The organism is Aurantiacibacter spongiae (assembly GCF_003815535.1).
Lineage (GTDB): Bacteria > Pseudomonadota > Alphaproteobacteria > Sphingomonadales > Sphingomonadaceae > Alteraurantiacibacter > Alteraurantiacibacter spongiae.
In genome coordinates this window covers 230,441-252,003 of the sequence record NZ_RPFZ01000001.1, presented here as the reverse complement: position 1 = coordinate 252,003, position 21,563 = coordinate 230,441, and the positions used below count along the sequence as shown (strand labels likewise).

The following is a 21,563-nucleotide window of genomic DNA, read 5'->3' as shown; positions in this document are numbered from 1 at the left end:
CTGCGCTTGGCGCAAGCCGAACATCCCGCCCGGGTAGTTCGTGGCGATGTCAGGCGGCGTCTTCGAACCGGGGCCACTCCCGCTGCAGGGCGCGCTGTCGCAGATGAGGCTCGTCTATCGTCTTCAGACGACGCTCGAGCCGGCGCGACGCTTCCCCCAGTTCCGAATCTCCGAAATTCGCGGCAACTCCGGCAAGCTTGCGCAATTCGGAAGCCAGGTCTTCCCAATCGATCTGCCCTGGATCCGTATCGAGAACGGCGCGCATGCTCGACACCAGCCGCAGCTTTCGATCGCGGTACCGGCTTTGCAGTTTGGCGAAGGTCGGCCGTTCGTGGAGGTCATCATTATCCGCAGCGCCGGTGTAATCGGGACGCTCGGCGAAGACATCGCGTGCCGGGGACAGCCACCGGGTCAGTTCGCGCGCCAGAGCCGTTGTCGTGACAGGCTTGCCGAGGTGCGACTGCATTCCGGCCCTGGTACAGGCGGCTATGTCTTCCGGATAGCATTTCGCCGTAAGCGCAATGACGGGGAGCTTGCGGGCGTCGAACCCCCGCGCGCGCAAGCGTTTCGTTGCCTCCAGCCCATCGACATCGGGCATTTCCACATCCATCAGCACGGCGTGAAACGGACATCCCCCGCGTTCGGCCTGCGTCACCGCTTCTATCGCCTCGACGCCATTGCCTGCGAGTACCGCGTCCAGGCCCAAGGCGTTCGCCATGGCGAGTATCAACTGCTGGTTGATCGCATGATCTTCGGCGATGAGTACGCGGGCGCCGGAAAGGTGCCTGAGTCCTTCGGTCTGCGGGAATAAAGTGGGTGCAAACGCAACCTTTTCTGGTTCGACTTCCTCAAGGGGAAGGCGGATGGTGAAGTTGGTTCCCACTCCGCGTTTCGAATGAACGGTGATGCGACCCTTCATCATCGTGACGAGTTGGCTGCTGATGGTAAGGCCATAACCCGTGACACCCTGTCTCGGGGCTACCGGATCGTCCTCATCCATGAAGGGATTGAAGATCGTTTCGAGTTTGGTTTCATCAATGCCGATGCCGGTATCGATAACCGAAACGATGATGTCTCGTCCGCGAGAGGTTGTCTCGACACGCGCTTCAAGATCGACGCCCCCTTCCTCCGTGAACTTGAGGGCGTTGCCGACGAGATTGAGGACGACCTGCCGCAACCGTAAACGGTCCAGCAACACGGTCTGAGGCACGGCGTCGTCGACGAAGACGCTGAGTTGCAGGCCTTTGCTTCGCGCCATCGGCTCTAGCATCTTGGCGCAGTGCCGCAATTTCTGGCGGAGATCGGTCGGTTCTGGTGGGATCCCCGCATGGCCGGGTGCAATCTTCTCGACATCGAGAATGTCGTTTAGCAGCTGCAGCATGGCCTTTCCCGAATCGGCAATCAGGTGGACCTGGTTGCGCTGGTCCTCGGTCAGATCTGAATCGAGCAGCAATTCGGTGAAGCGCACGACGCCTTTCAACGGCGTGCGAATTTCGTGGCTCATATTGGCCAGGAAGGTGCCCCTGGATGCCGCCGCGGCTTCCGTGCGTTGAAGCTCGGCACGCAGGTCACTCTCGAGAGCTTTCGAGTGCCGTGAATCGATAGTGATGCCGACAAAGGCCTCGACTTCGCCATTGCCGTCGAATTCCGGCGCCCCCAGGGTGAGCGCCGAGATTATCGATCCGTCGGGTCGTCGCCAACGAAATTCCTCGTCGAACTTCGCATGCTGCTCGATACATTCCTTCCACTTCCGCCTGATCCGCTCCCTGTCGTCGGGATGGATAGCCGAGGTAAAGCCGTCTCCCTGCCAGTCGCCATCATCGCGACCCGTCATCTCGAGCCAGGCAGCGTTGACGTAGATGTAATCACCGTCTGCCGTGGTTCTCCAGATACCAGCTGGCAAACCGTCGATTGGCGCGAGGGAACTGCGCGCCGATTGTCGCGCGTTCAGCCAGAGGCGATGACGCCGGAAGTAGAGCGTCGCGAACACGGCCGCCACCAGAAGGGTGCCACCCAGTATGACATGCTCGAGCATTGATGACCTCTTGGCCGGTTACGGAACTGGCCAAGCATGTTGCATATCTCCCGCCGCGATATGGCAAACGGTCGACTAGCGACTTTCCCCTAGAAGCGGGGCGTCCCCGGTCCGTGCGCTACTGCATTGGCGGCACTCAGGATGGCGCGCACGCCGGCCGTCGCGACGTCCTGGTCGATCCCGACGCCCCAGCCGCTTCTGCCGTCGGGCGCAGTCCATTCGATATAGGCTGCCGCCCGCGCATCCACGCCGTGCCGCAACGCGTGCTCGGAATAGTCGGCAACTTCGAACTCCAGGCCGAAACTGTCCCCGATCGTGGCGAGAACGGACGAGATCAGACCGCTGCCCTTGCTGGAAACCCGCTTCTCTTCGCCATCGATTTCAACCGTGCCGGCGAAAACGCGCGTTCCATCGGCTGCCCTGCTTTCGTTATAGTCGACGAGACGAAACTTTCTTCTGTCAACCTGAAGGTAGTAGGTCTGTCGGAAGCACCGCCATATATCATCGGCATCGAGTTCCCTGCCAAGGCTATCGGCAAGATGCTGGACGTGCTTGCTGAAGTCGGATTGCAGGGCTTTCGGCAGTTTAAGCCCCTGATCCTGTTGCAATACCCAGGCGAACCCGCCCTTGCCGGACTGGGAATTGACCCGGATCACGGCTTCGTAATTGCGCCCGAGATCCACCGGATCGATTGGCAGATAGGGCACACGCCAGTATTCGTCGTTGCGCTCTTCCTGCGCTTCAAGGCCTTTTTTGATCGCATCCTGGTGACTGCCGGAGAACGCGGTGAAGACCAGTTCCCCACCGTAAGGATGCCGCTGATGAACGGGCAGTTCATTGCAGTATTCGACCGTCTCGATAACGCTGTCGATGTCTGAGAAATCCAGCTTCGGATCCAGCCCTTGCGTATACATGTTGAGGGCCATCGTGACGAGGCAGCAATTGCCCGTTCGCTCACCGTTTCCGAACAGACATCCCTCGATCCTGTCAGCACCAGCCATCAGTCCAAGCTCCGCAGCCGCCACCCCTGTACCGCGGTCGTTATGCGTATGCAGTGATATGATCGCGGCCTCCCGATCTGGAAGGTTGCGGCAGAAGTACTCGATCTGGTCAGCGTAGATATTGGGGGTTGCCGCCTCGACCGTCGCCGGCAGATTGAGAATGATCGGCCAGTCCTTGGTTGGACCAACGACCTGCATAACCGCGGCGCAAACCTCCAGACTGAAATCGAGTTCGGCCGTCGAGAACGTTTCGGGCGAATATTCGAAATGCCATTTCGTGCCGGGGCGTTTCGCGGCCTCGTCCACCAGCATTCGCGCGCCGTCCACCGCGATCTGGCGTACCTGCTCGCGGCTCATGCGGAAGACGATGTCGCGCCAGGCAGGACTGACTGCATTGTAAAGATGAACGATAGCTTCGCGCGCGCCTTCCAGACTCTCGAAACTCCTTCCGATCAGGTCCGTTCGCGATTGGGTCAGGACTTGGACAACCACGTCTTCGGGCACCCTGTCCGAGTGGACGAGCCAGTTGATGAACTCGAACTCGGTCTGACCGGCGGCAGGAAAACCAATCTCGATTTCCTTGAAACCGACATCGACGAGAAGATCGAAGAAGCGGGTCTTCTTCGCGCGATCCATAGGGTCGATGATCGACTGGTTACCGTCGCGAAGATCGGTCGAGAGCCAACGCGGGGCCCGGTCGATCGTCCGGTTCGGCCAGCGCCGATCGGGAAGGTCGATCTGGGGAAAGGGGCGATATTTCGCCGCCGGGTTACGGAGCATGGGCATGGGAAAGCGGCCTCGTTCGACTAAACCGGCTGATCGGAATGCAACCAGCGAAATGAGCGAAGGTTGGAAAGCCCTTAGGCGTCGTCCCGCCGTAACGGGCAAAGTAGCACGCCTAAGGGCGCGTAAGTCGAAGTAGGGTGAGGCGCGAGGCGGGCGTCATTGATCCATGCTATCGGCGTGGTGATCGCGGGTAAAGTACCGAATTGATTACATCTGGAACAACAGCCGCCCGCGGCGACAACGGTTTTCTCGCGTATTCCGACACGGGTGAGCGACACCCAGCGGACTAGTTCCTCTCCTTGTCGACCAACTTGTTGGCTGTGATCCAGGGCATCATGGCGCGCAGTTTCGCGCCGGTCTTCTCGATCGGATGATCGTCCTGACGCTTTCGCGCAGCCTTCATCTCGGGGTTGCCTATGGCGTTATCCAGCATGAAGCGCTGCACGAACTTCCCGCGCTGAATATCGTCCAGCACACGTTTCATTTCCGCTTTGGTTTCGTCCGTGATGATGCGCGGACCGGTATGGTAGTCACCATATTCCGCAGTGTTGCTGATGGAATAGCGCATGTTGGCGATGCCGCCTTCGTACAGCAGGTCGACGATCAGCTTGGTTTCGTGAAGGCATTCGAAATACGCCATTTCCGGCGCGTAGCCAGCCTCCACCAGCGTCTCGAAGCCCGCCATGATGAGGTTGCTGATGCCGCCGCACAGCACGGCCTGTTCACCGAACAGATCGGTTTCGCACTCTTCCTTGAAATCGGTTTCGATAATGCCCGATCTCCCTCCGCCAACGGCACTGGCATAAGCGAGGGCGATATCGTGCGCGTTGCCGGTCGTATCCTGGTTGATCGCGATCAGGCAGGGGACGCCGCCGCCCTTCTGGTATTCGCTGCGGACCGTGTGCCCCGGGCCTTTGGGAGCAATCATTATCACGTCGATATCGTCGGTCGGATCGATGAGGCCGAAATGGACGTTGAGGCCGTGCGCGAAGGCGAGGGCGGCTCCGGCTTTCATGTTGCCTTTGAGATCCTCCGCCCAGATCTTCGCCTGATGCTCGTCGGGGGCGAGGATCATCAGAATGTCTGCAATCCTGGCCGCGTCTTCATTCGACATGACTTCGAAACCGGCGGCTTCGGCCTTCTTCGTCGTCGCGGATCCCTCGCGCAAGGCGATCCGAACGTCCTTCACCCCGCTATCGCGCAGGTTTTGGGCGTGGGCATGGCCCTGGCTGCCATATCCCAGAACGACAACGGTCTTGTCAGTAATGAGGTCGAGGTCGCAATCGGCGTCGTAATACACTTTCATACTATTTTCCCCGCTGGCCGCTTCGCTACGCACCGGCGTATCTCGCGGTTTCGATGGTGAGTTTGAATACCCGCAGTCAAGCCGGTGCGGGCGAAAATGTCAGGCTGGCTGGCTCCCGCGCATCATTCCGACGATACCCGTGCGTCCGACCTCTACGAGACCGATCTCACGCATCAGTGCGACGAAGCTGTCGATCTTGTCGGGCGGGCCGGTGAGCTCGAAGATGAAGCTCTCGGTCGTGGTATCGACAGGGCGCGCGCGGAATACATCTGCCAGGCGCAGCGCTTCCACACGGTCATCACCGCGACCACGCACCTTTATCAGGGCAAGTTCCCGTTCGACGTGCGGACCTTCCTCTGTAAGATCGACGACCTTGTGGACCGGCACGAGCCGATCGAGCTGGGCCATGATCTGGTCGATGACCTGGGGCGGCCCGTTGGTGACCACGGTGATGCGACTGATATGATGGTCTTCCGATATGTCGGCTACTGTAAGGCTGTCGATATTGTAACCGCGCGCGGTGAACAGACCGGTGATCTTGGCGAGGATGCCGGGCTCGTTGTCGACAGTCACGTTGAGGACGTGCCGTTCGGCATGGCGATGCTCGATCTTCATGTCACACCAGGGCCTTTGCTTCGTCTTCCATCGTGCCCGCAACCATGTCGCCATAAAGAAGCATGTCGGTATGCGCCGCACCGCTCGGTATCATGGGGAAGCAATTTGCGTCCTTCGACACATGGCAATCGACGATTACCGGACCGTCGTGATCCAGCATGGCGGCGATGCCCTCGTCCAGTTCCGAGTGGGAAGAGATGCGGACGCCCTTCCAGCCATAGGCTTCGGCAAGTTTCACGAAATCCGGCAAGCTGTCGGAATAGCTGTTCGAATATCGGCTCTCGTAGGTCAGTTCCTGCCACTGGCGAACCATACCCATATACTCGTTGTTGAGGATAAATACCTTCACCGGAAGTCGAAACTGGACCGCGGTGCCAAGTTCCTGGATGTTCATCTGGATCGAGGCTTCACCGGCAATGTCGATCACGAGGCTGTCGGGGTTGCCGAGCTGCGCCCCTATGGCGGCGGGCAGACCGTAGCCCATCGTGCCGAGACCGCCGCTGGTGAGCCACTTGTTCGGCCCCATGAAACCGAAATATTGCGCTGCCCACATCTGGTGCTGGCCGACCTCGGTAGTGATGATGGGATCGCGCTCGCGGGTCAGATCGAACAGACGCTGGACGGCTTTTTGAGGCATGATCTCGTCCTTGCGTTCGGGATAGGCGAGGCAGTCGCGCGCGCGCCAACCGGCGATCCGCGCTTTCCATTCGCCGATATCGCCGGTGCGGCGCTCGCCCCATATCTCCAGCAACTGCTCCAGCACCGAAGCGCAGTCGCCGACTATACCGAGGTCGACCGGCACCACCTTGTTGATGCTTGCGCGGTCGATATCGATATGAATCTTCTTCGATCCCGGGGAAAAGGCTTCAAGTCGGCCTGTGACCCTGTCGTCGAACCGCGCGCCGATGCAGACCATGACGTCGCATTGGTTCATCGCCATGTTGGCTTCGAGCGTGCCGTGCATGCCGAGCATGCCTAGCCAGTCCGGATGATCGGCCGGGAAGGCTCCGAGACCCATCAGCGTCGAGGTAACCGGCGCCCCCGTGCGCTGTTGCAGCTGACGCAGAAGATCGGAGGCGCGAGGACCGGAATTGATAATGCCGCCCCCGGTGTACAATACCGGACGCTCGGCCCCGGCGATCAACTCCACGGCATGCAAGATTTCCTCGGGCGCGCCGACAGTTTGCGGAGCGTAGCGACGGCGCCGGGAGGAGGCTCCTGCGGGCATATCGGCAGTAGCGACCTGCACGTTCTTCGGTATGTCGATCACCACCGGTCCGGGGCGCCCGGTGGTAGCGATCTCGAAGGCTTCTTCGATGGTCGAAGCAAGGTCTGCCGGATCTTTCACCAGGTAGTTGTGCTTCGAACAGTGGCGCGTCAGTCCGATCGTGTCGGCTTCCTGGAAGGCGTCCGTCCCGATCAGGTTGGTTGCGACCTGCCCGGTGATGACGACAAGGGGGATCGAATCCAGATAGGCATCCGCGATGCCGGTAATCGCGTTCGTCGCGCCGGGCCCGGATGTGACGAGCACCACACCCGGCTTGCCCGTTGATCGGGCATAGCCTTCCGCTGCGTGTGCCGCTCCCGCCTCGTGCCGTACCAGAATATGGCGGATTCGCTGATCGGTGAACAATTCGTCGTAGATTGGCAGGACCGCACCGCCGGGATAGCCAAAGACGAACTCGACGCCTTGCCGCACGAGGCTTTCAACGAGGATTGCCGCACCGCTACGTTCGTCGGACATTCTTATCGCTCCGCTTCCAGCTTTGCCTCGCGGTAAGAAAAAACGAACCCGGCAGCGATTACTCGCGCCGGGTCATCTACCGCTTGCCAGACGGGTCCGTATTCGTCATAAAATAACTAGTCAACCTTCAAACGCGCAATAAAGTTGCGAATTCGCGTTCCAGGGTGGGTGAGTGGGCTTTAGACCACGTTTTAGGGGGCTGGCGGGCGAACCAGGTGTATTGTCGCTTGGCGTAGTTTCGCGTCGCGCGGCACGCGCGTTCGAGAGCCTCGTCGCGCGACCAATCGCCGTTCAGCCAGCCGACAATTTCGGGCACGCCAATGGCGCGCATGACTGGCAGTTCGGGTGGGAGGTCGCGGGCCAGCAGAGCTTCGACTTCCTCGGTTGCCCCCTCAGCGATCATGGTCCGGAAGCGGCGATCGCAACGTTCGTATAGCGTTGTCCGATCGGGTAGAAGGATGAGCGGGTGAAGTTGAACCCGGCTGCCGATGCCTCCTGTCTTGCGTTTTTGCCACTCGCCAAGTGGATGTCCCGTCGATCGGACCACTTCCAGTGCGCGCGCGATCCGCTGGCTGTCAGTCCCGGTCAGTTTGCTCGCGCGATCGGGATCCTCGGATTTCAACGCGGTGTAAGCGTCTTCCCGGGACATGGCGCGAACGCTCGTTCGTATCTCGGGGTCGATGTCCGGAACGGGCGCGATGCCTTCCAACAGAGTGCGGATATACAGACCTGTACCGCCGACGAGGATCGGGATCGTATCGTTCGCATGTGCATCGTCGATCTCACCCCTGGCGGCTTTCGCCCAATCGACCGCTGAACAGGGCGTTGACCCGTCCCAGGCACCGAACAGGTGATGCGGAACATCCTGCATCTCGACCTCGGTTGGCCGAGCGCTCAGCACGCGCAAGTCTGCGTAAACCTGGGCACTGTCCGCATTGATGATTACCGCTGTCCGCCCGGCGTCACGCAGGGCTAGTGCCAACCGCACGGCCAGATCGCTCTTGCCGCTGGCGGTCGGCCCTGCGATGAGCGCGACCGGTTTCTCGACAGGAGGTTTTTCCTTGCTCATCGTGCGGCTGATAGCAGACCCGGCCACGCTGGAAACACGGGTGGAGGAGATGCGTGATACCCTCGAGGTTGCCGGCATGCCCCTGGCCCATGCGGGAATGCTCGATTTCTGCGGGGAGGTCTTGCAGATGGAGTTCGCTGGGGATGACGTTCCGCTGTTGCGGCGGGTTCTTTCCAGCGCATTCGACCCTGCCGATTGTATTATCGCACGCGACGCATTTCGCGTTCCCGACCTCTTCGTCTCCGACATGGACTCTACCATGATCGGCCAGGAATGTATCGACGAACTCGCCGATTTCGCGGGCCTCAAGGAAAAGATCAGCGGCATTACAGAGCGCGCCATGCAGGGTGAACTCGATTTCGAAAGTGCCTTGCGCGAGCGCGTAAGCTTGCTCGAAGGGCTGCCTGAGGATGCGATAACCCGTTGTCTGGAAGAGCGCATCACGCCGACCGAAGGTGCCCGCACGCTGGTCGAGACACTGAAGTCGCGCGGTTGTCGCACTGTTTTGGTCACGGGCGGTTTTCACCATTTCGCCGATGTCGTAGCCGACCGGATCGGGTTCGATCGCGTCGTGGGAAACAGGCTCGAGGTGAGTGCGGGCAAGCTGAATGGCCATCTGGCCGGAGCGATCACCGACAGCGCGACCAAGCGACGCGTGCTAGAAGAAGAACGTGCATCGCTCGGCGGCGGCGCGGTTACGATGGCCGCGGGCGATGGGGCGAACGACATTCCCATGCTGCAGGCGGCCGACTACGGTATCGCCTTTCGCGCAAAGCCCAAGGCTCGCGAGGCGGCGAATGGTTGGGTTGACCGTGGAAACCTGACGGCCATTCTCAAAATGCTCGAAATCCGGGAGGATACCTGGTTCGCAGGCTGATTACTCCGGTCGCGACCCGCTTATGGGTTGGGCGACGTTGGAACGATAGCGAGGAAGCAAGCCGGCCTCCGGTTTCCGGAGTTCTGGACCGGTGTCAGAACCAGCTTGCGATCCGGGCGAGTCCCTTCTTCCTGAGCGCATGACCGGGGACGGTCGCATCGTTCGCCGGCATCCCTGCCGCAATGATCATGACCGGCTTTTCGTGAGCCGGACGCTCGCAGATTTCGCGCAGGAAGCCCATCGGTGAGGGGGTATGCGTCAGGGTTGCCACGCCGGCTTCGTGCAGCGTCGCCAACAGCATCCCACACGCGATGCCGACACTCTCGGTAACGTAGTAGTTCTGCGCCTTGCCGTCTTCCTCAATGCCACCGCTGCGTTGAGCGAAACACACGATGAGCCAAGGGGCGGTTTTGAGAAACGGCTTGTTGGAGTTGGCACCGATCGGCGCAAGGGCATCGAGCCATTCCTGGCTGGCTTTCGCGGTCATGTCGCCATCGCCGTAAAAGCGGCGTTCCTCTTCTTCCGCAGCTGTTCGAATTCGCTGCTTCGTTTCAACGGACGATACGGCAGCAAAATGCCACGGCTGGTGATTGGCCCCGCTGGGAGCGGTTCCCGCTGCGCGAATCGCGTATCCAATTACCTCGCGCGGCACCGCCGTCGTGGCGAAGGCGCGGCAGGAACGTCGGTTTTCCAGTCGCTCGAACGCCGTTCGCGCAATAGCGATGCGGTCCGCATCGGAATGGACCGGATAGCGAGGGAAGGGATGATCGTCGTCGTTCACGCGCGGGTTTCAGTCATTTATCCATCCGCTGAAGAAGCTTTCGCGCGCTGCGGCCAGACGGGACAGGGCAACGCCAAACAGGTCATTGCCGCCGACAATTCCCAGCCGCCGGAATCCGACCCGGGCGTGATTCTCGTCCTGCGTACCTTCGGCCAGTTTTCGATTGAGTGCGTCGGTGTCGGGGACCGTGATGAGATATCGGCCCTGATCCTCTCCGAACCACCATTGCGCGGCGGTGTAGTCGGGGTGGGTTTCGACATCCGCCCCGAGACCGCCGGCCAAGGCCATTTCAGCCAGTGCGACCGCCATACCTCCGTCGCTGATGTCGTGGACGGCGCTGACGAGGCCGTCCGCGATCAGCTGGCGGACTATCTCTCCCGCCGCTTTCTCCAAGGCGAGATCGACCGGAGGAGCCCGGCCCTCGTCGCGGTCGTGGAGTTCGCGCAACCATAACGATTTGCCGAGATGCGAACGCTCCGGATCGGGGGTCGCCCAGGCTTCGGGCCAGATCAGGTAAATCGTATCGCCCGCCTTCTTGAAGCCCATCGTCATCATCTTGGCGTAATCGTCGATCAGGCCAACGCCGCCAATCGCGGGAGTGGGCAGGATGGCGCTGCCGCCGCCCGTCGCCTTGCTTTCGTTGTAGAGCGAGACGTTGCCAGAGACGATCGGGAAATCGAGCGCTCGGCAAGCCGCTCCCATGCCGTCGAGCCCGTGGACGAACTGCGCCATGATTTCGGGTCGTTGCGGATTGGCGAAATTGAGGCAGTTGGTCACCGCGAGCGGACGCGCACCGACAGCGCACAGATTGCGAAACGCTTCGGCGATGGCCTGTTTGCCGCCCTCTCTGGGATTGGCCTGCACATATCGCGGAGTGCAGTCGGTGGTGATCGCCAAAGCCTTGCGCGTGCCGTGCACGCGAACGACGCCCGCGTCCCCTCCCGTCTGAAGAGTGTCCGCCCCGACCTGGCTGTCGTATTGTTCTGCGATCCACCGTCGCGACGCAAGATCGGGAGTTGCCAGCAACCTCAGCAAATCCGATCCGACATCCGTCGTATCGGGGCGATCGCGCAGCGGAGCGATGCCGGCCCAATCCAGGTAGTCGTGCATCGACATGAAGGGACGGTCATATTCGGGCGCGTCCGCAGCGAGCGGGCCGAGTGGAATGTCGCAAACCACCTCACCACCGAATTCGAGAACCATGTGCTGCGTATTGGTGACTTCGCCGATCACCGCGAAATCAAGCTCCCATTTCTCGAAGATCGCCGCGGCCATCCCTTCCTTGCCGGGCTTCAGCACCATCAGCATGCGTTCCTGGCTTTCGCTCAGCATCATCTCGTATGGCGTCATGCCGTCTTCCCGGCAGGGCACCTTGTCCATGTCGAGGCGGATGCCGGTTTTGCCGTTCGTTGCCATTTCCACGCTGGATGAAGTCAGCCCGGCCGCTCCCATATCCTGAATGGCGACGATCGCGTCCGTGGCCATGAGTTCCAGGCACGCCTCGATCAGAAGCTTCTCGGTGAACGGGTCGCCAACCTGGACGGTGGGGCGCTTGGCTTCTGCATCCTCACCGAAATCCGCGCTGGCCATTGTCGCCCCGTGGATGCCGTCGCGTCCGGTCTTCGATCCTACGTAGACGATCGGGTTTCCGACGCCCGTGGCGGCGCTGTAGAAGATCTTGTCGACATCGGCGATGCCGACCGTCATCGCGTTGACGAGAATGTTGCCGTCGTAAGCGGGATGGAAGTTCGTCTCGCCCGCAATCGTCGGCACTCCCACGCAGTTTCCGTAACCACCGATCCCGGCGACCACGCCCTGCACGAGATGTTTCATCTTCGGATGTTCTGGGCGCCCGAAGCGCAGCGCGTTGGCGTTCGCTACCGGCCGTGCGCCCATTGTAAAGACATCGCGCAGGATACCGCCGACGCCCGTTGCCGCGCCCTGGTAGGGCTCGATGTAGCTGGGGTGGTTGTGGCTCTCCATCTTGAAGATTGCCGCTTGCCCGTCGCCGATGTCGATCACGCCGGCGTTCTCGCCCGGGCCGCAGATGACCCACGGCGCTTCGGTCGGCAGCTTCTTGAGGTGAAGGCGGCTCGACTTGTAGCTGCAGTGCTCCGACCACATGACGGAAAAAATTCCGAGTTCCACCAGGTTCGGCTCGCGTCCCAGGGCATGCAGGACGCGCTCGTATTCGTCTTGACTGAGGCCGTGTGCCTCGACGGTTTCGGGAGTGATGTCGGACATGGCGCAGCCCTCTAGCCGGGGCCGAAGAACAGCGCCAGCCCCACGCCGGTGCAACGACGGTTGACCCGCGCCATCGAGAGCGCCAAACCAGCCTAGATGGACGAGAAGCCCGCAGAAATCGCAGACCTGACCTTCGAACAGGCGCTCAAGGCGCTGGAGGATGTCGTGCGACGGTTGGAGGGCGGGGATGTGCCCCTGGACGAATCGATAGCGCTGTACGAACGCGGCGAGGCGTTGCGCCGTCACTGCCAGGCCAGGTTGGACGCGGCCCAGGAGCGGATCGAGAAGATCGTGACCGGTGCCGATGGCAAGCCCGTCGCCACCGCGCCCTTCGACGCGGGCTGACGCGGTGGGACTGTTGCTGGCTGACGACATTCTCGGGCGCGGTTTCCAGCGCATCCAGCGTGAGGTCGATGACGCGTTCGATGCGATCCTTCCCGTTCCCGTGGATTCGCGTGCTCCGCTGGTCGAGGCCATGCGGTATGCCGCGATTGGCGGAGGCAAGCGCGTACGCCCGCTTCTGCTGGTCACCGTTGCACAGATGTACGGCGCGGACAGGGCCAGCGCGGTGCGTGCCGCCTGTGCAGTCGAATCAATTCACGTCTATTCGCTGATCCATGACGACCTGCCGTGCATGGACGATGACGATATGCGTCACGGGAAGCCGACCGTGCATCGCAAGTTCGGAGACGCCATCGCTGTGCTGGCAGGCGATTCTCTGCATGCACTGGCATTCGAACTGCTCGCTGACACGAGGGTGAGCGCCGATCCATACGTCCGGGCCGATCTCGTAAGCGCGCTCGCTTCTGCGAGCGGTCACAACGGCATGGCCGGCGGCCAGGTCATGGATATCGTGGCGGACGAACAGGAATACGATCTGCATTCCGTGACGCGGCTGCAACAGCTCAAGACCGGTGCGCTGCTGGGTGCGGCGGTGGAGATGGGAGCCATTCTCGGGAAGGTGCCCGAAGACAGCCGTTCGCACCTTCGCAACTACGCCCGCGACATTGGCCTCGCCTTTCAGATCGCCGATGATCTGCTGGACGAGGAAGGGGACGAGGCGCTGGCCGGAAAGGCACTTCGAAAGGATGCACAGGCGGGAAAAGCTACCTTCGTCTCTCTGATGGGCATCGCGGATGCTCGCGCGCAGGCTCAAGCCTTGTCGAAACAGGCCATCGGTCATCTCGCACAGCACGGCAGCGAGGCGGATGTGTTGCGAGCGCTCGCCCGCTTCGTCGTGGAGCGCGATCGTTGAGTGCCGAGCGCATCGGTCTTTACCCGGGCACGTTCGATCCGGTCACGCTCGGCCACGCCGATATAATCCGGCGCGGGGCGAAGCTGGTCGATCGGCTGGTGATCGGCGTCACCACCAACCCGAGCAAGAACCCCATGTTCACGCCCGAAGAACGCATAGCGATGGTCGAGGCCGAGGTCGCGCGTCTTGGGCTGCCCAATGTCGAGGTCGAGGGTTTCGATGCGCTGCTGATGGCCTACGCCGAACACCGGAATGCCAGCATCATCGTTCGCGGCCTGCGTGCGGTGGCCGATTTCGAATACGAATATCAGATGGCTGGCATGAACCAGCAGATCAATAATGGCATCGAGACCGTCTTTTTGATGGCCGACATTTCCCTGCAACCGATCGCCAGCAAACTCGTGAAGGAAATTGCGCTATACGGTGGTGACATCGCTCCGTTCGTGGCGCCCGACGTGAAGGCTCAGGTGGATATGCGGGTCGAAAGACTCGGTCGGCGCGGCCGCCTCTAGCCAAGCGTTCGCGCATTATGTTCATTGAAACGTCAGCGTGGGGCGATTAGGCGCTCGCTCTATCTGAACATTTCCGGGATCGAACTCATGTTCCGCCATTTCGCACTGTCGGTCGCTACCGCCATCCTGACCCTCGCTACCAGCGCGCCCGCCGCGGCCCAGGACCTCGACCTCGCGCCTGCGGTCGCGGCGCAGGAACAGGCAAACGCCGAGGTGCGCAATCTGCCGCTTCAGGTCGATTTCGACATAGCGCACGACCCCGAGAATATCCTGCTTCTCGATCTTTCGACAGGAGAACGGGTCGCTATTCGGCTCATGCCACGCTGGGCGCCGCATCATGTGGAGCGGATCAAGACGCTTGCGCGGGACGGGTTCTACGACGGGGTGCCCTTCCATCGCGTGATCGATGGCTTCATGGCACAAACCGGCGACCCCACCGGTACGGGCCAGGGCGGCAGTACGCTCCCCGATCTGGAGGAGGAGTTCAACAGCCTGCCGCATGTACGAGGCACCGTTTCAATGGCGCGTGCCCAGGGTGACGATAGTGCCAACAGCCAGTTCTTCATCGTTTTCTACCCGCGCTTCGCGCTCGACAAGCGGTACACGAATTTCGGCCGGGTCATCGCGAACATGCCTGCAGTCGACGCCATCGCCCGGGGAGAGCCGCCAGCTAACCCGACCCGCATCCTTCAGGCGAGCATCGCTTCGGACAACGTTCCTCAGGCGATGCCGCAAACCGCCCCGGCTCGCGAAGAGGCGATTACGCTCGACATGCTGAACAACTCGGAGAGCGAATAGCCGCGTCGCGGCCTGCCCCGCGATGCTCGTCAGCGACTTCGACTTCGACCTTCCGCCCGAACTGATCGCGCTGCGTCCGGCCCGGCCGCGCGATACGGCGCGATTGCTGGTCGTCACTGGCGATCGTGACCTTGCGGACCGAACCGTGCTAGACCTGCCTGGCATACTTCGGGCCGGGGACGTACTGGTCTTCAATGATACGCGCGTCATCCCCGCACAACTCGAGGGTCGACGGGGCGATGCGCGGATCGGTGCGACGTTGCACAAACGGATCGACCTCCGGCGGTGGCAGGCCTTCATCCGCAACGCAAAACGCGTGAAAGAGGGCGATCGCATCACATTCGCTGCCGATGTGTCGGCAATCGCGGAGGAACGTCGTCCGGACGGGAGTTTCCTACTTGGTTTCGAAGGGGAAGAGCCTGTCGAGGTTCTTCTGGAACGGGCGGGCAGGATGCCGCTACCGCCCTATATTGCGGGTAAACGGGAAACCGACGCCGCCGACCGAGAGGACTATCAGACCATGTTCGCGCGCGAAGACGGTGCCGTGGCCGCACCGACCGCCGCGCTCCACTTCACCGACCGCCTGATTGCTTCGCTGGACGAAGTGGGCGTGAAGCGAGAAATGCTGACCCTGCATGTCGGTGCGGGCACCTTCCTGCCGGTCAAGGCACAAGACACCGCCGACCATGTCATGCATGCCGAATGGGGTCGGATCGACGGGGCGACTGCTGAACGGCTTAACGATATCCGGAGCGATGGCGGACGATTGATCGCAGTAGGCACGACCAGCTTGCGTTTGCTGGAAAGTGCGGCGCGCCCGGACGGACGAATTGCGCAGTTTGCCGGAGACACCGAGATCTTCATCACGCCCGGGTACCGTTTTCGCGCGGTAGATGGGCTGATGACCAACTTCCATCTTCCCAGATCCACCTTGATGATGCTCGTGTCCGCAATGATGGGGCGGGACCGCATGATGGCTGCCTATGCTCATGCGATCGCAGCGGGCTACCGCTTCTATTCCTACGGGGATTCCAGCCTGTTGATCCCGGACGACGACTAGGCCGCTTGTAAAAGCCCGGTAGCTCGCCGATGTCGGGCCGACGATGACCGATCCGATTCTCGATATCCGCGGGCTGGAAAAGACTTACAAGGGCGGGGTCACGGCGCTGGACGGGGTCGACCTGACTATTCGCCGAGGCGAAATCTTTGCGCTTCTCGGGCCCAACGGAGCTGGCAAGACCACCTTGATCGGGGCGGTTTGCGGCATGGTCAATCCCACCGGCGGCCGTATCGAGGCTTTCGGCCTGGACATTGCGAAGCAATGGAAATCCGTGCGCCGCCGCATAGGCCTGGTCCCGCAGGAACTCAGTTTCGACATGTTCGACAAGGTCCACCGGCAGGTGCGCTATTCGCGCGGGATGTTCGGCTGCCCGCCAAATGAAGCGAGGATCGAGGAGGTGCTGCGTTCCCTCAGTCTCTGGGACAAGCGCAATACAGAGATCCGCGCGCTTTCGGGCGGAATGAAGCGCCGGGTCATGATCGCCAAGGCGCTGGCTCACGATCCTGAACTCCTCTTTCTGGACGAACCCACGGCGGGGGTGGACGTCGAATTGAGGCGCGACATGTGGCGACAGATCGACATGTTGCGCGAGCGGGGGGTGACGATCGTACTCACCACGCACTACATCGAGGAAGCGGAGGAGATGGCCGACCGCGTCGGAGTCATCAACAAGGGTCGCATCCTGCTGGTGGACGGAAAGGACGCCATCATGGCCAAGCTGGGCCGGACGGAGGCGCATTTCACTCTAGACCCGCCCCTGGACCGACTGCCGGCATTCACCAAGAATTATCCCGTTCATCTGGAGGGTGGTGGAACGCGTCTGGTCTATCGCGGCGGAGACGGGACTGGAAAGGGCAAGCGCGACGTTGCCGAACTCGCGCAGGCGATGACGCGGGCGAATGTCGGTTTCGTGGGTCTCGATACCAGGGAAAGCACGCTCGAAGACATCTTCGTCGATCTCCTGGAACACCGGAAGGAAGCCCGGTGAGCGACCTTTTCAACGCACGCGGCGCATTCGCAATCTTTCGCAACGAACTGATGCGGATGTTCCGGACGATCTTCGGGTCAATTCTCTCGCCCGTCATCACCACAAGTCTCTACCTCGTCGTATTCGGTGCGGCGATGGGCGAGCGCATGGAACTGGGGCCCGGAGTCGAATACGGAGCCTTCATCGTGCCAGGACTGCTGATGCTTACCCTGCTTTCCGAAAGCACCAGCAATGCCAGCTTCGGAATCTACATGCCGAAATTCACCGGAGCGATCTACGAACTGCTTTCCGCTCCTGTCGGAGTAGGCGAAACACTGGTCGGGTTCGTTGGAGCAGCGGCGGTCAAATCTCTGATTCTGGCTGGCATCATCATGGGTACCGCGGCGCTGATCGTGGACTATCATGTCGTCCATCCGTTTTTCGCATTTCTCTTCATCGTATTGGTATCCGCCAGCTTCTCCCTGTTCGGGTTCATCATCGGGCTGTGGGCGGACGGGTTCGAGAAATTGCAGATCGTGCCGCTGCTCGTATTGATGCCGCTAACCTTTCTCGGGGGTACCTTCTACCCCCTCAGCCTGTTGCCGGAGCCTTGGCAGACCGTCGCGATGATCAACCCGATCGTCTACCTGGTGAGCGGATTGCGCTGGACGTTTCTGGGTGAATCGGACTTCTCGATAGCGTTGTCCCTGGGGTTCACGGTCGGCTTTCTGGCATTGTGCACCGGAGTGATCTGGTGGATTTTCCGGACGGGCTGGCGGTTGCGCGATTGAATTTGTAAGAAAACCGGCATGAGCCCGCGTCCCGCCTTGCTAGTCGTCCCGGTCCTCGTGATGTCCGCCCCCGCATCGGCGGAATTGCCGGAACCGGTGCGCGCCATGATCGACGCTGCGATCGAGACCGGGAACCGCGATACGGTGAAAGCTGTGATCGATACGGCGCGGGCGACATTTCCGGACGACAAGGCGGAGATCGATGATCGGTGGAATGCCTTTGTCGCCGAACGGCGGGAAATCGCCGCCGCCGAGGCGGCGCAGGAAGAAGAGGCGATCCGCACGGCTGGCCTGTTCGAGCGATGGCACGGCGAAGGGCAGATCGGTGCCTTCCAGTCATCCGGAAACACGGAGGAGTTCGGGGTCAGCGCCGCCCTGAAGCTCGAGCGCGAAGGGATCGACTGGACTCACAAGCTTCGTGCCGCCGTCGATTACCGCCGCGGAGATGGTGTAACCACACGAGAGCAGTTCCTCGGTGTCTATGAGCCGCGATACCAGATCGGCGAAAATCTTTTTGCTTACGGTCTTGCCCAATATGAACGCGATACCCGTCAGCGGCTTAATGCCCGCTATGCCGTTTCGGGTGGGTTTGGATACAAGGTTCTCGATAGCGACGATCTGGAACTGTCGATCAAGGCGGGTCCAGCTTACCGCATTACCGATTACATCGATGGTCCGACCGAAGAGCGCCTCGCTGCCCTTGCCGGGGCCGATTTCTCGTGGCGGATCACGGATACCCTGAAGTTCACACAGAGCACCAATGCCGTCGCCGAAACGGGGGGGGAAGCCCTCATCCTCGTCGACAGCTCGAACACCACTCTCAATCTGGTGACCGGGCTGGAGGCTGGACTGCTCGATAGGCTTACCGCGCGGTTCTCCTACCAACTCGATTATGACAGCAATCCACCGTCGGGTGCCGCTTCGACCGATACGCTCTCGCGCTTCACATTGGTCTACGGGTTCTGATCCGAGGTCGAGCGCTTCTGCAATGATGCCACCCCGCTTCGAATTTACGCTGTCAGCCGTCGATGGACGTGCGCGGTGCGGGACAATCGCCATGCGCCGCGGTACCATCCGTACGCCCGCCTTCATGCCGGTCGGGACGGCGGCTACTGTGAAGGCGATGAAGCCTGACAGTGTGAGGGCGACAGGCGCCGATGTCATTCTCGGAAATACCTATCACCTGATGTTGCGCCCGAGTGCCGAACGTATTGCGCGTTTGGGCGGCCTCCACGAGTTCATGCAATGGAAGCGTCCGATCTTGACGGACAGTGGTGGCTATCAGGTGATGAGCCTGTCCGACCTTAACCGTCTGAGCGAGGAAGGCGTTGAGTTTCGCAGCCATCTCGACGGCTCGAGGCACATGCTTACACCGGAGCGATCGATGGAGATACAGCGTCTTCTCGGATCGGACATCGTCATGGCTTTCGATGAGTGTCCACGTGCCGACCGACCCCGCGAAGAAATCGCGTCCAGCATGGCGCTGTCGATGCGCTGGGCGAGACGAAGTCGTGAGGCGTTCGATGGTGGGAGGGATCATGCCGCGAGGGCAGCGCTTTTCGGCATCCAGCAGGGCGCGCTCGACGAAAACCTGCGTGGCCGGTCCGCCGAAGCGTTGCGCGAGATCGGTTTTGACGGATACGCCATCGGCGGTCTGGCGGTGGGCGAAGGACAGGAAGCAATGTTCGCCACGCTCGATTTCGCCCCGGCCCAGCTTCCCGAGGACGCACCCCGCTATCTCATGGGCGTAGGCAAGCCCGACGATCTGGTGGGGGCTGTGGAGCGCGGCGTCGATATGTTCGACTGCGTTCTGCCGACCCGGTCGGGTCGCAACGGACAGGCTTTTACCTGGAATGGTCCGCTGAACCTGCGCAATGCCAGGCACGCGGAAAATTCATCCCCGCTCGATCCGGCCTGTCCGTGTTCAACCTGCGCGACGTTTTCCCGCGCTTACCTGCATCATTTGCAAAAAGCGGGAGAGATTCTCGGTGCCATGCTGGTTACCGAGCACAACCTGTTCTTCTACCAGCAACTGATGCAAGCGATGCGGGACGCCATCGTGGAAGCTCGCTTCGCCAGCTTTGCCACCAACTTCCGCCGCGACTACCTGGGACGCGCGAAGAATGGCGACTAGAAAGGGACGGGAACCCGAACGCGGCAATCGCCATTCGGTAGTCGTGTCGCAAGCTAGCACAGACGCACCGCAACCGCCGGCGCTTGCCCGGACGCTTCGCGAAGGGCTCGCCGTGCCCCGCGTTTTGCTCAATCCGTTGCGCGTACCACGCCGGGGGAAGCTGATCGGAAAAGGGCGACCGGTCGTCGTCATACCGGGGCTGACAACGGGCGACATATCAACGACGTTGCTGCGTCGCACGCTGAATGCCCGGGGGTTCGTTGCCGAGGGATGGCGGCAGGGCATCAACACGGGCGCCGATCCAGCCAAGCTTGGTCAGCTGGAAAACCGCATCCGCCATCTTCATGCCAAGCATGATGCGAAGGTCTTGCTGATAGGGTGGAGCCTGGGCGGGCTGTATGCACGTGTCCTCGGACATCGGATTCCCCAGCATCTCGATCTCGTGATGACCGTTGCCAGTCCGTTCTCAGGCGATCGACGCGCCAACCGGGCATGGAAAGTGTACGAGAAACTGAACGATCACTCGGTGGACGATCCGCCGTTCGAAGATGACATAGCGGCCAAGCCTCCCGTGCCGACCATCGCCGTGTGGTCCGGCGCGGATGGAATTGTCGCACCTGAATGCTGCCGGGGTAAACAGGACGAAAGCGATTATCAGGTGCGTATCGATGCGCCGCATTTCACCATCGGAACATCTCGTGCCTGTATCGAGAAACTGATCGCCGCGATTGCCGAAGTGGATGCCGAGCGCGAGAAGTCCAGCTAGACCCGTTTGTCTCGCACCCGGGCGGGCATCTCAGGGGCACCCGCACTTTGCTTTCGCCCCTTAAGCGTTCGGTTTTCAAACTGCCGATCCCGTTGGACGTATCGCCAGGAGCATTCGCTACGTCACGTACTCGAACCCGTGCCATGCCGTTCGATACCGAACGGCAGCCTCGCCCAGATCCGTTCATGAACGAAGTAGAGTGTCATCTTCGTGAAGATTTCCAATCCGCCGATGGACAGGGCGGTCTCGATATTCCCGGTATAGAGCCATGCAAGCATCACTGTATCGGCTGACGCAATCGCGCGCCAGGTAACGGTCTTGACCGAACTTCGCCTGATCGTCTCGCGCCGGCGTCCCTTCTTGCTCGCCACGCCCCAGCGAAACCGATCCCAGATCCATTCATGGAGAAAGTAGAGGACGAGTTTGGTGGCGACTTCGGTGATCGCGATCAGACCGGCGACATGTGCCTGATTGCCCTGCGGCTCGCGACCGAAGAGAGGGCCGAGATAGGTGATCAGAAGAAAGGAAAGAACGAACGTGTCGACGGTCCCGACAGCGCGCCAGGAAACCGCCTTGACGATACGCCGCCACTGCTTGACCTGGGGAGGATGGGTCGGATCGAGCACTTTTGCTTCGGGCCCGAATATCGGTGTTTCAGGCTTCTCGCGCATCGGGCCTGCCCTGCGGCATTGTGGGTGATATGTCGAGGTTTTGTCGCATGAAACAGGGCGGTCAACCTGCCATGCGCGGCAGACGACAAGCCGAAATCCCTTGTCGAATATGTCGGAACGCATGCAGTGACCCATTGCAACGCTCCTGCCG

At 61.1% G+C, this 21,563-nt stretch carries 20 protein-coding genes; 11 read left to right on the top strand and 9 right to left on the bottom strand.

Annotated elements, in window-relative coordinates:
- Window positions 1–49 precede the first annotated feature (49 nt).
- The 6 genes from EG799_RS01235 to miaA form a co-directional block, all read right to left on the bottom strand.
- On the bottom strand, window positions 50–2,035 hold the full coding sequence (locus EG799_RS01235) for a PAS domain-containing hybrid sensor histidine kinase/response regulator (protein ID WP_123877834.1): 1,986 nt from the start codon (window positions 2,033–2,035) through the stop codon (window positions 50–52).
- An 89-nt stretch (window positions 2,036–2,124) separates the two neighbouring features.
- Entirely contained in the window at window positions 2,125–3,822 is a 1,698-nt protein-coding gene (leuA, locus tag EG799_RS01230) for a 2-isopropylmalate synthase (protein ID WP_123877832.1), read from the bottom strand.
- Window positions 3,823–4,108: 286 nt separating this feature from the next.
- Window positions 4,109–5,128 carry a ketol-acid reductoisomerase gene (gene ilvC, locus EG799_RS01225; protein WP_123877830.1) on the bottom strand — a complete coding sequence of 340 codons (1,020 nt, stop codon included), beginning with the start codon at window positions 5,126–5,128 and terminating at the stop codon, window positions 4,109–4,111.
- Window positions 5,129–5,227: 99 nt separating this feature from the next.
- A complete protein-coding gene (gene ilvN, locus EG799_RS01220; RefSeq protein WP_123877828.1) occupies window positions 5,228–5,743 on the bottom strand; it encodes an acetolactate synthase small subunit in 516 nt (171 codons plus the stop codon).
- A gap of 1 nt (window position 5,744) precedes the next feature.
- The gene (ilvB, locus tag EG799_RS01215) at window positions 5,745–7,487 is read right to left on the bottom strand and encodes a biosynthetic-type acetolactate synthase large subunit (protein ID WP_123877826.1); all 1,743 of its coding nucleotides are present in this window, start codon (window positions 7,485–7,487) and stop codon (window positions 5,745–5,747) included.
- A 127-nt stretch (window positions 7,488–7,614) separates the two neighbouring features.
- Window positions 7,615–8,556, bottom strand: a complete 942-nt coding sequence (gene miaA / locus EG799_RS01210) for a tRNA (adenosine(37)-N6)-dimethylallyltransferase MiaA (RefSeq protein ID WP_123877824.1) — start codon at window positions 8,554–8,556, stop codon at window positions 7,615–7,617.
- Between miaA and serB the strand changes: the two genes are divergently transcribed.
- Window positions 8,513–9,433 (top strand): phosphoserine phosphatase SerB, encoded by a 921-nt coding sequence (gene serB / locus EG799_RS01205; RefSeq protein WP_181950861.1) that lies wholly within the window; start codon window positions 8,513–8,515, stop codon window positions 9,431–9,433. The genes miaA and serB overlap by 44 nt on opposite strands.
- A 94-nt stretch (window positions 9,434–9,527) precedes the next feature.
- Here serB and EG799_RS01200 read toward each other — a convergent pair whose 3' ends face one another.
- Both EG799_RS01200 and purL read right to left on the bottom strand, forming a co-directional pair.
- Window positions 9,528–10,214 carry a nitroreductase family protein gene (locus EG799_RS01200; RefSeq protein ID WP_123877822.1) on the bottom strand — a complete coding sequence of 229 codons (687 nt, stop codon included), beginning with the start codon at window positions 10,212–10,214 and terminating at the stop codon, window positions 9,528–9,530.
- A gap of 9 nt (window positions 10,215–10,223) precedes the next feature.
- Window positions 10,224–12,458 (bottom strand): phosphoribosylformylglycinamidine synthase subunit PurL, encoded by a 2,235-nt coding sequence (purL, locus tag EG799_RS01195; RefSeq protein WP_123877820.1) that lies wholly within the window; start codon window positions 12,456–12,458, stop codon window positions 10,224–10,226.
- A gap of 96 nt (window positions 12,459–12,554) precedes the next feature.
- Between purL and EG799_RS01190 the strand changes: the two genes are divergently transcribed.
- The 10 genes from EG799_RS01190 to EG799_RS01145 all read left to right on the top strand — a co-directional run bounded on the left by EG799_RS01190 (window position 12,555) and on the right by EG799_RS01145 (window position 20,741).
- Window positions 12,555–12,803 carry an exodeoxyribonuclease VII small subunit gene (locus EG799_RS01190; RefSeq protein WP_123877818.1) on the top strand — a complete coding sequence of 83 codons (249 nt, stop codon included), beginning with the start codon at window positions 12,555–12,557 and terminating at the stop codon, window positions 12,801–12,803.
- Between the two features lie 13 nt (window positions 12,804–12,816).
- Window positions 12,817–13,713, top strand: a complete 897-nt coding sequence (locus EG799_RS01185) for a polyprenyl synthetase family protein (RefSeq protein WP_234029172.1) — start codon at window positions 12,817–12,819, stop codon at window positions 13,711–13,713.
- A complete protein-coding gene (gene coaD / locus EG799_RS01180) occupies window positions 13,710–14,225 on the top strand; it encodes a pantetheine-phosphate adenylyltransferase (protein WP_123877814.1) in 516 nt (171 codons plus the stop codon). The genes EG799_RS01185 and coaD overlap by 4 nt, the downstream gene beginning before the upstream one ends.
- A gap of 87 nt (window positions 14,226–14,312) precedes the next feature.
- Window positions 14,313–15,023: a peptidylprolyl isomerase gene (locus EG799_RS01175; protein WP_123877812.1), complete on the top strand. Its 711-nt coding sequence runs from the start codon at window positions 14,313–14,315 to the stop codon at window positions 15,021–15,023.
- A gap of 22 nt (window positions 15,024–15,045) precedes the next feature.
- A complete protein-coding gene (gene queA, locus EG799_RS01170) occupies window positions 15,046–16,083 on the top strand; it encodes a tRNA preQ1(34) S-adenosylmethionine ribosyltransferase-isomerase QueA (RefSeq protein WP_123877810.1) in 1,038 nt (345 codons plus the stop codon).
- 43 nt (window positions 16,084–16,126) lie between these two features.
- Window positions 16,127–17,071: an ABC transporter ATP-binding protein gene (locus EG799_RS01165; RefSeq protein WP_123877808.1), complete on the top strand. Its 945-nt coding sequence runs from the start codon at window positions 16,127–16,129 to the stop codon at window positions 17,069–17,071.
- A complete protein-coding gene (locus EG799_RS01160) occupies window positions 17,068–17,841 on the top strand; it encodes an ABC transporter permease (protein ID WP_267900618.1) in 774 nt (257 codons plus the stop codon). Before EG799_RS01165 ends, EG799_RS01160 begins: the two co-directional genes overlap by 4 nt.
- 18 nt (window positions 17,842–17,859) lie before the next feature.
- Entirely contained in the window at window positions 17,860–18,807 is a 948-nt protein-coding gene (locus EG799_RS01155) for a DUF481 domain-containing protein (protein ID WP_123877806.1), read from the top strand.
- A gap of 25 nt (window positions 18,808–18,832) precedes the next feature.
- Window positions 18,833–19,975 (top strand): tRNA guanosine(34) transglycosylase Tgt, encoded by a 1,143-nt coding sequence (tgt, locus tag EG799_RS01150; RefSeq protein WP_123882556.1) that lies wholly within the window; start codon window positions 18,833–18,835, stop codon window positions 19,973–19,975.
- Window positions 19,976–20,201: 226 nt separating this feature from the next.
- Window positions 20,202–20,741 (top strand): alpha/beta fold hydrolase, encoded by a 540-nt coding sequence (locus EG799_RS01145; protein ID WP_123877804.1) that lies wholly within the window; start codon window positions 20,202–20,204, stop codon window positions 20,739–20,741.
- Between the two features lie 122 nt (window positions 20,742–20,863).
- Here the strand turns inward: EG799_RS01145 and EG799_RS01140 are convergent, their stop codons facing one another.
- Window positions 20,864–21,412, bottom strand: coding sequence for a DUF2061 domain-containing protein (locus EG799_RS01140; protein WP_123877802.1), 549 nt, complete (start codon window positions 21,410–21,412; stop codon window positions 20,864–20,866).
- Window positions 21,413–21,563 lie beyond the last annotated feature (151 nt).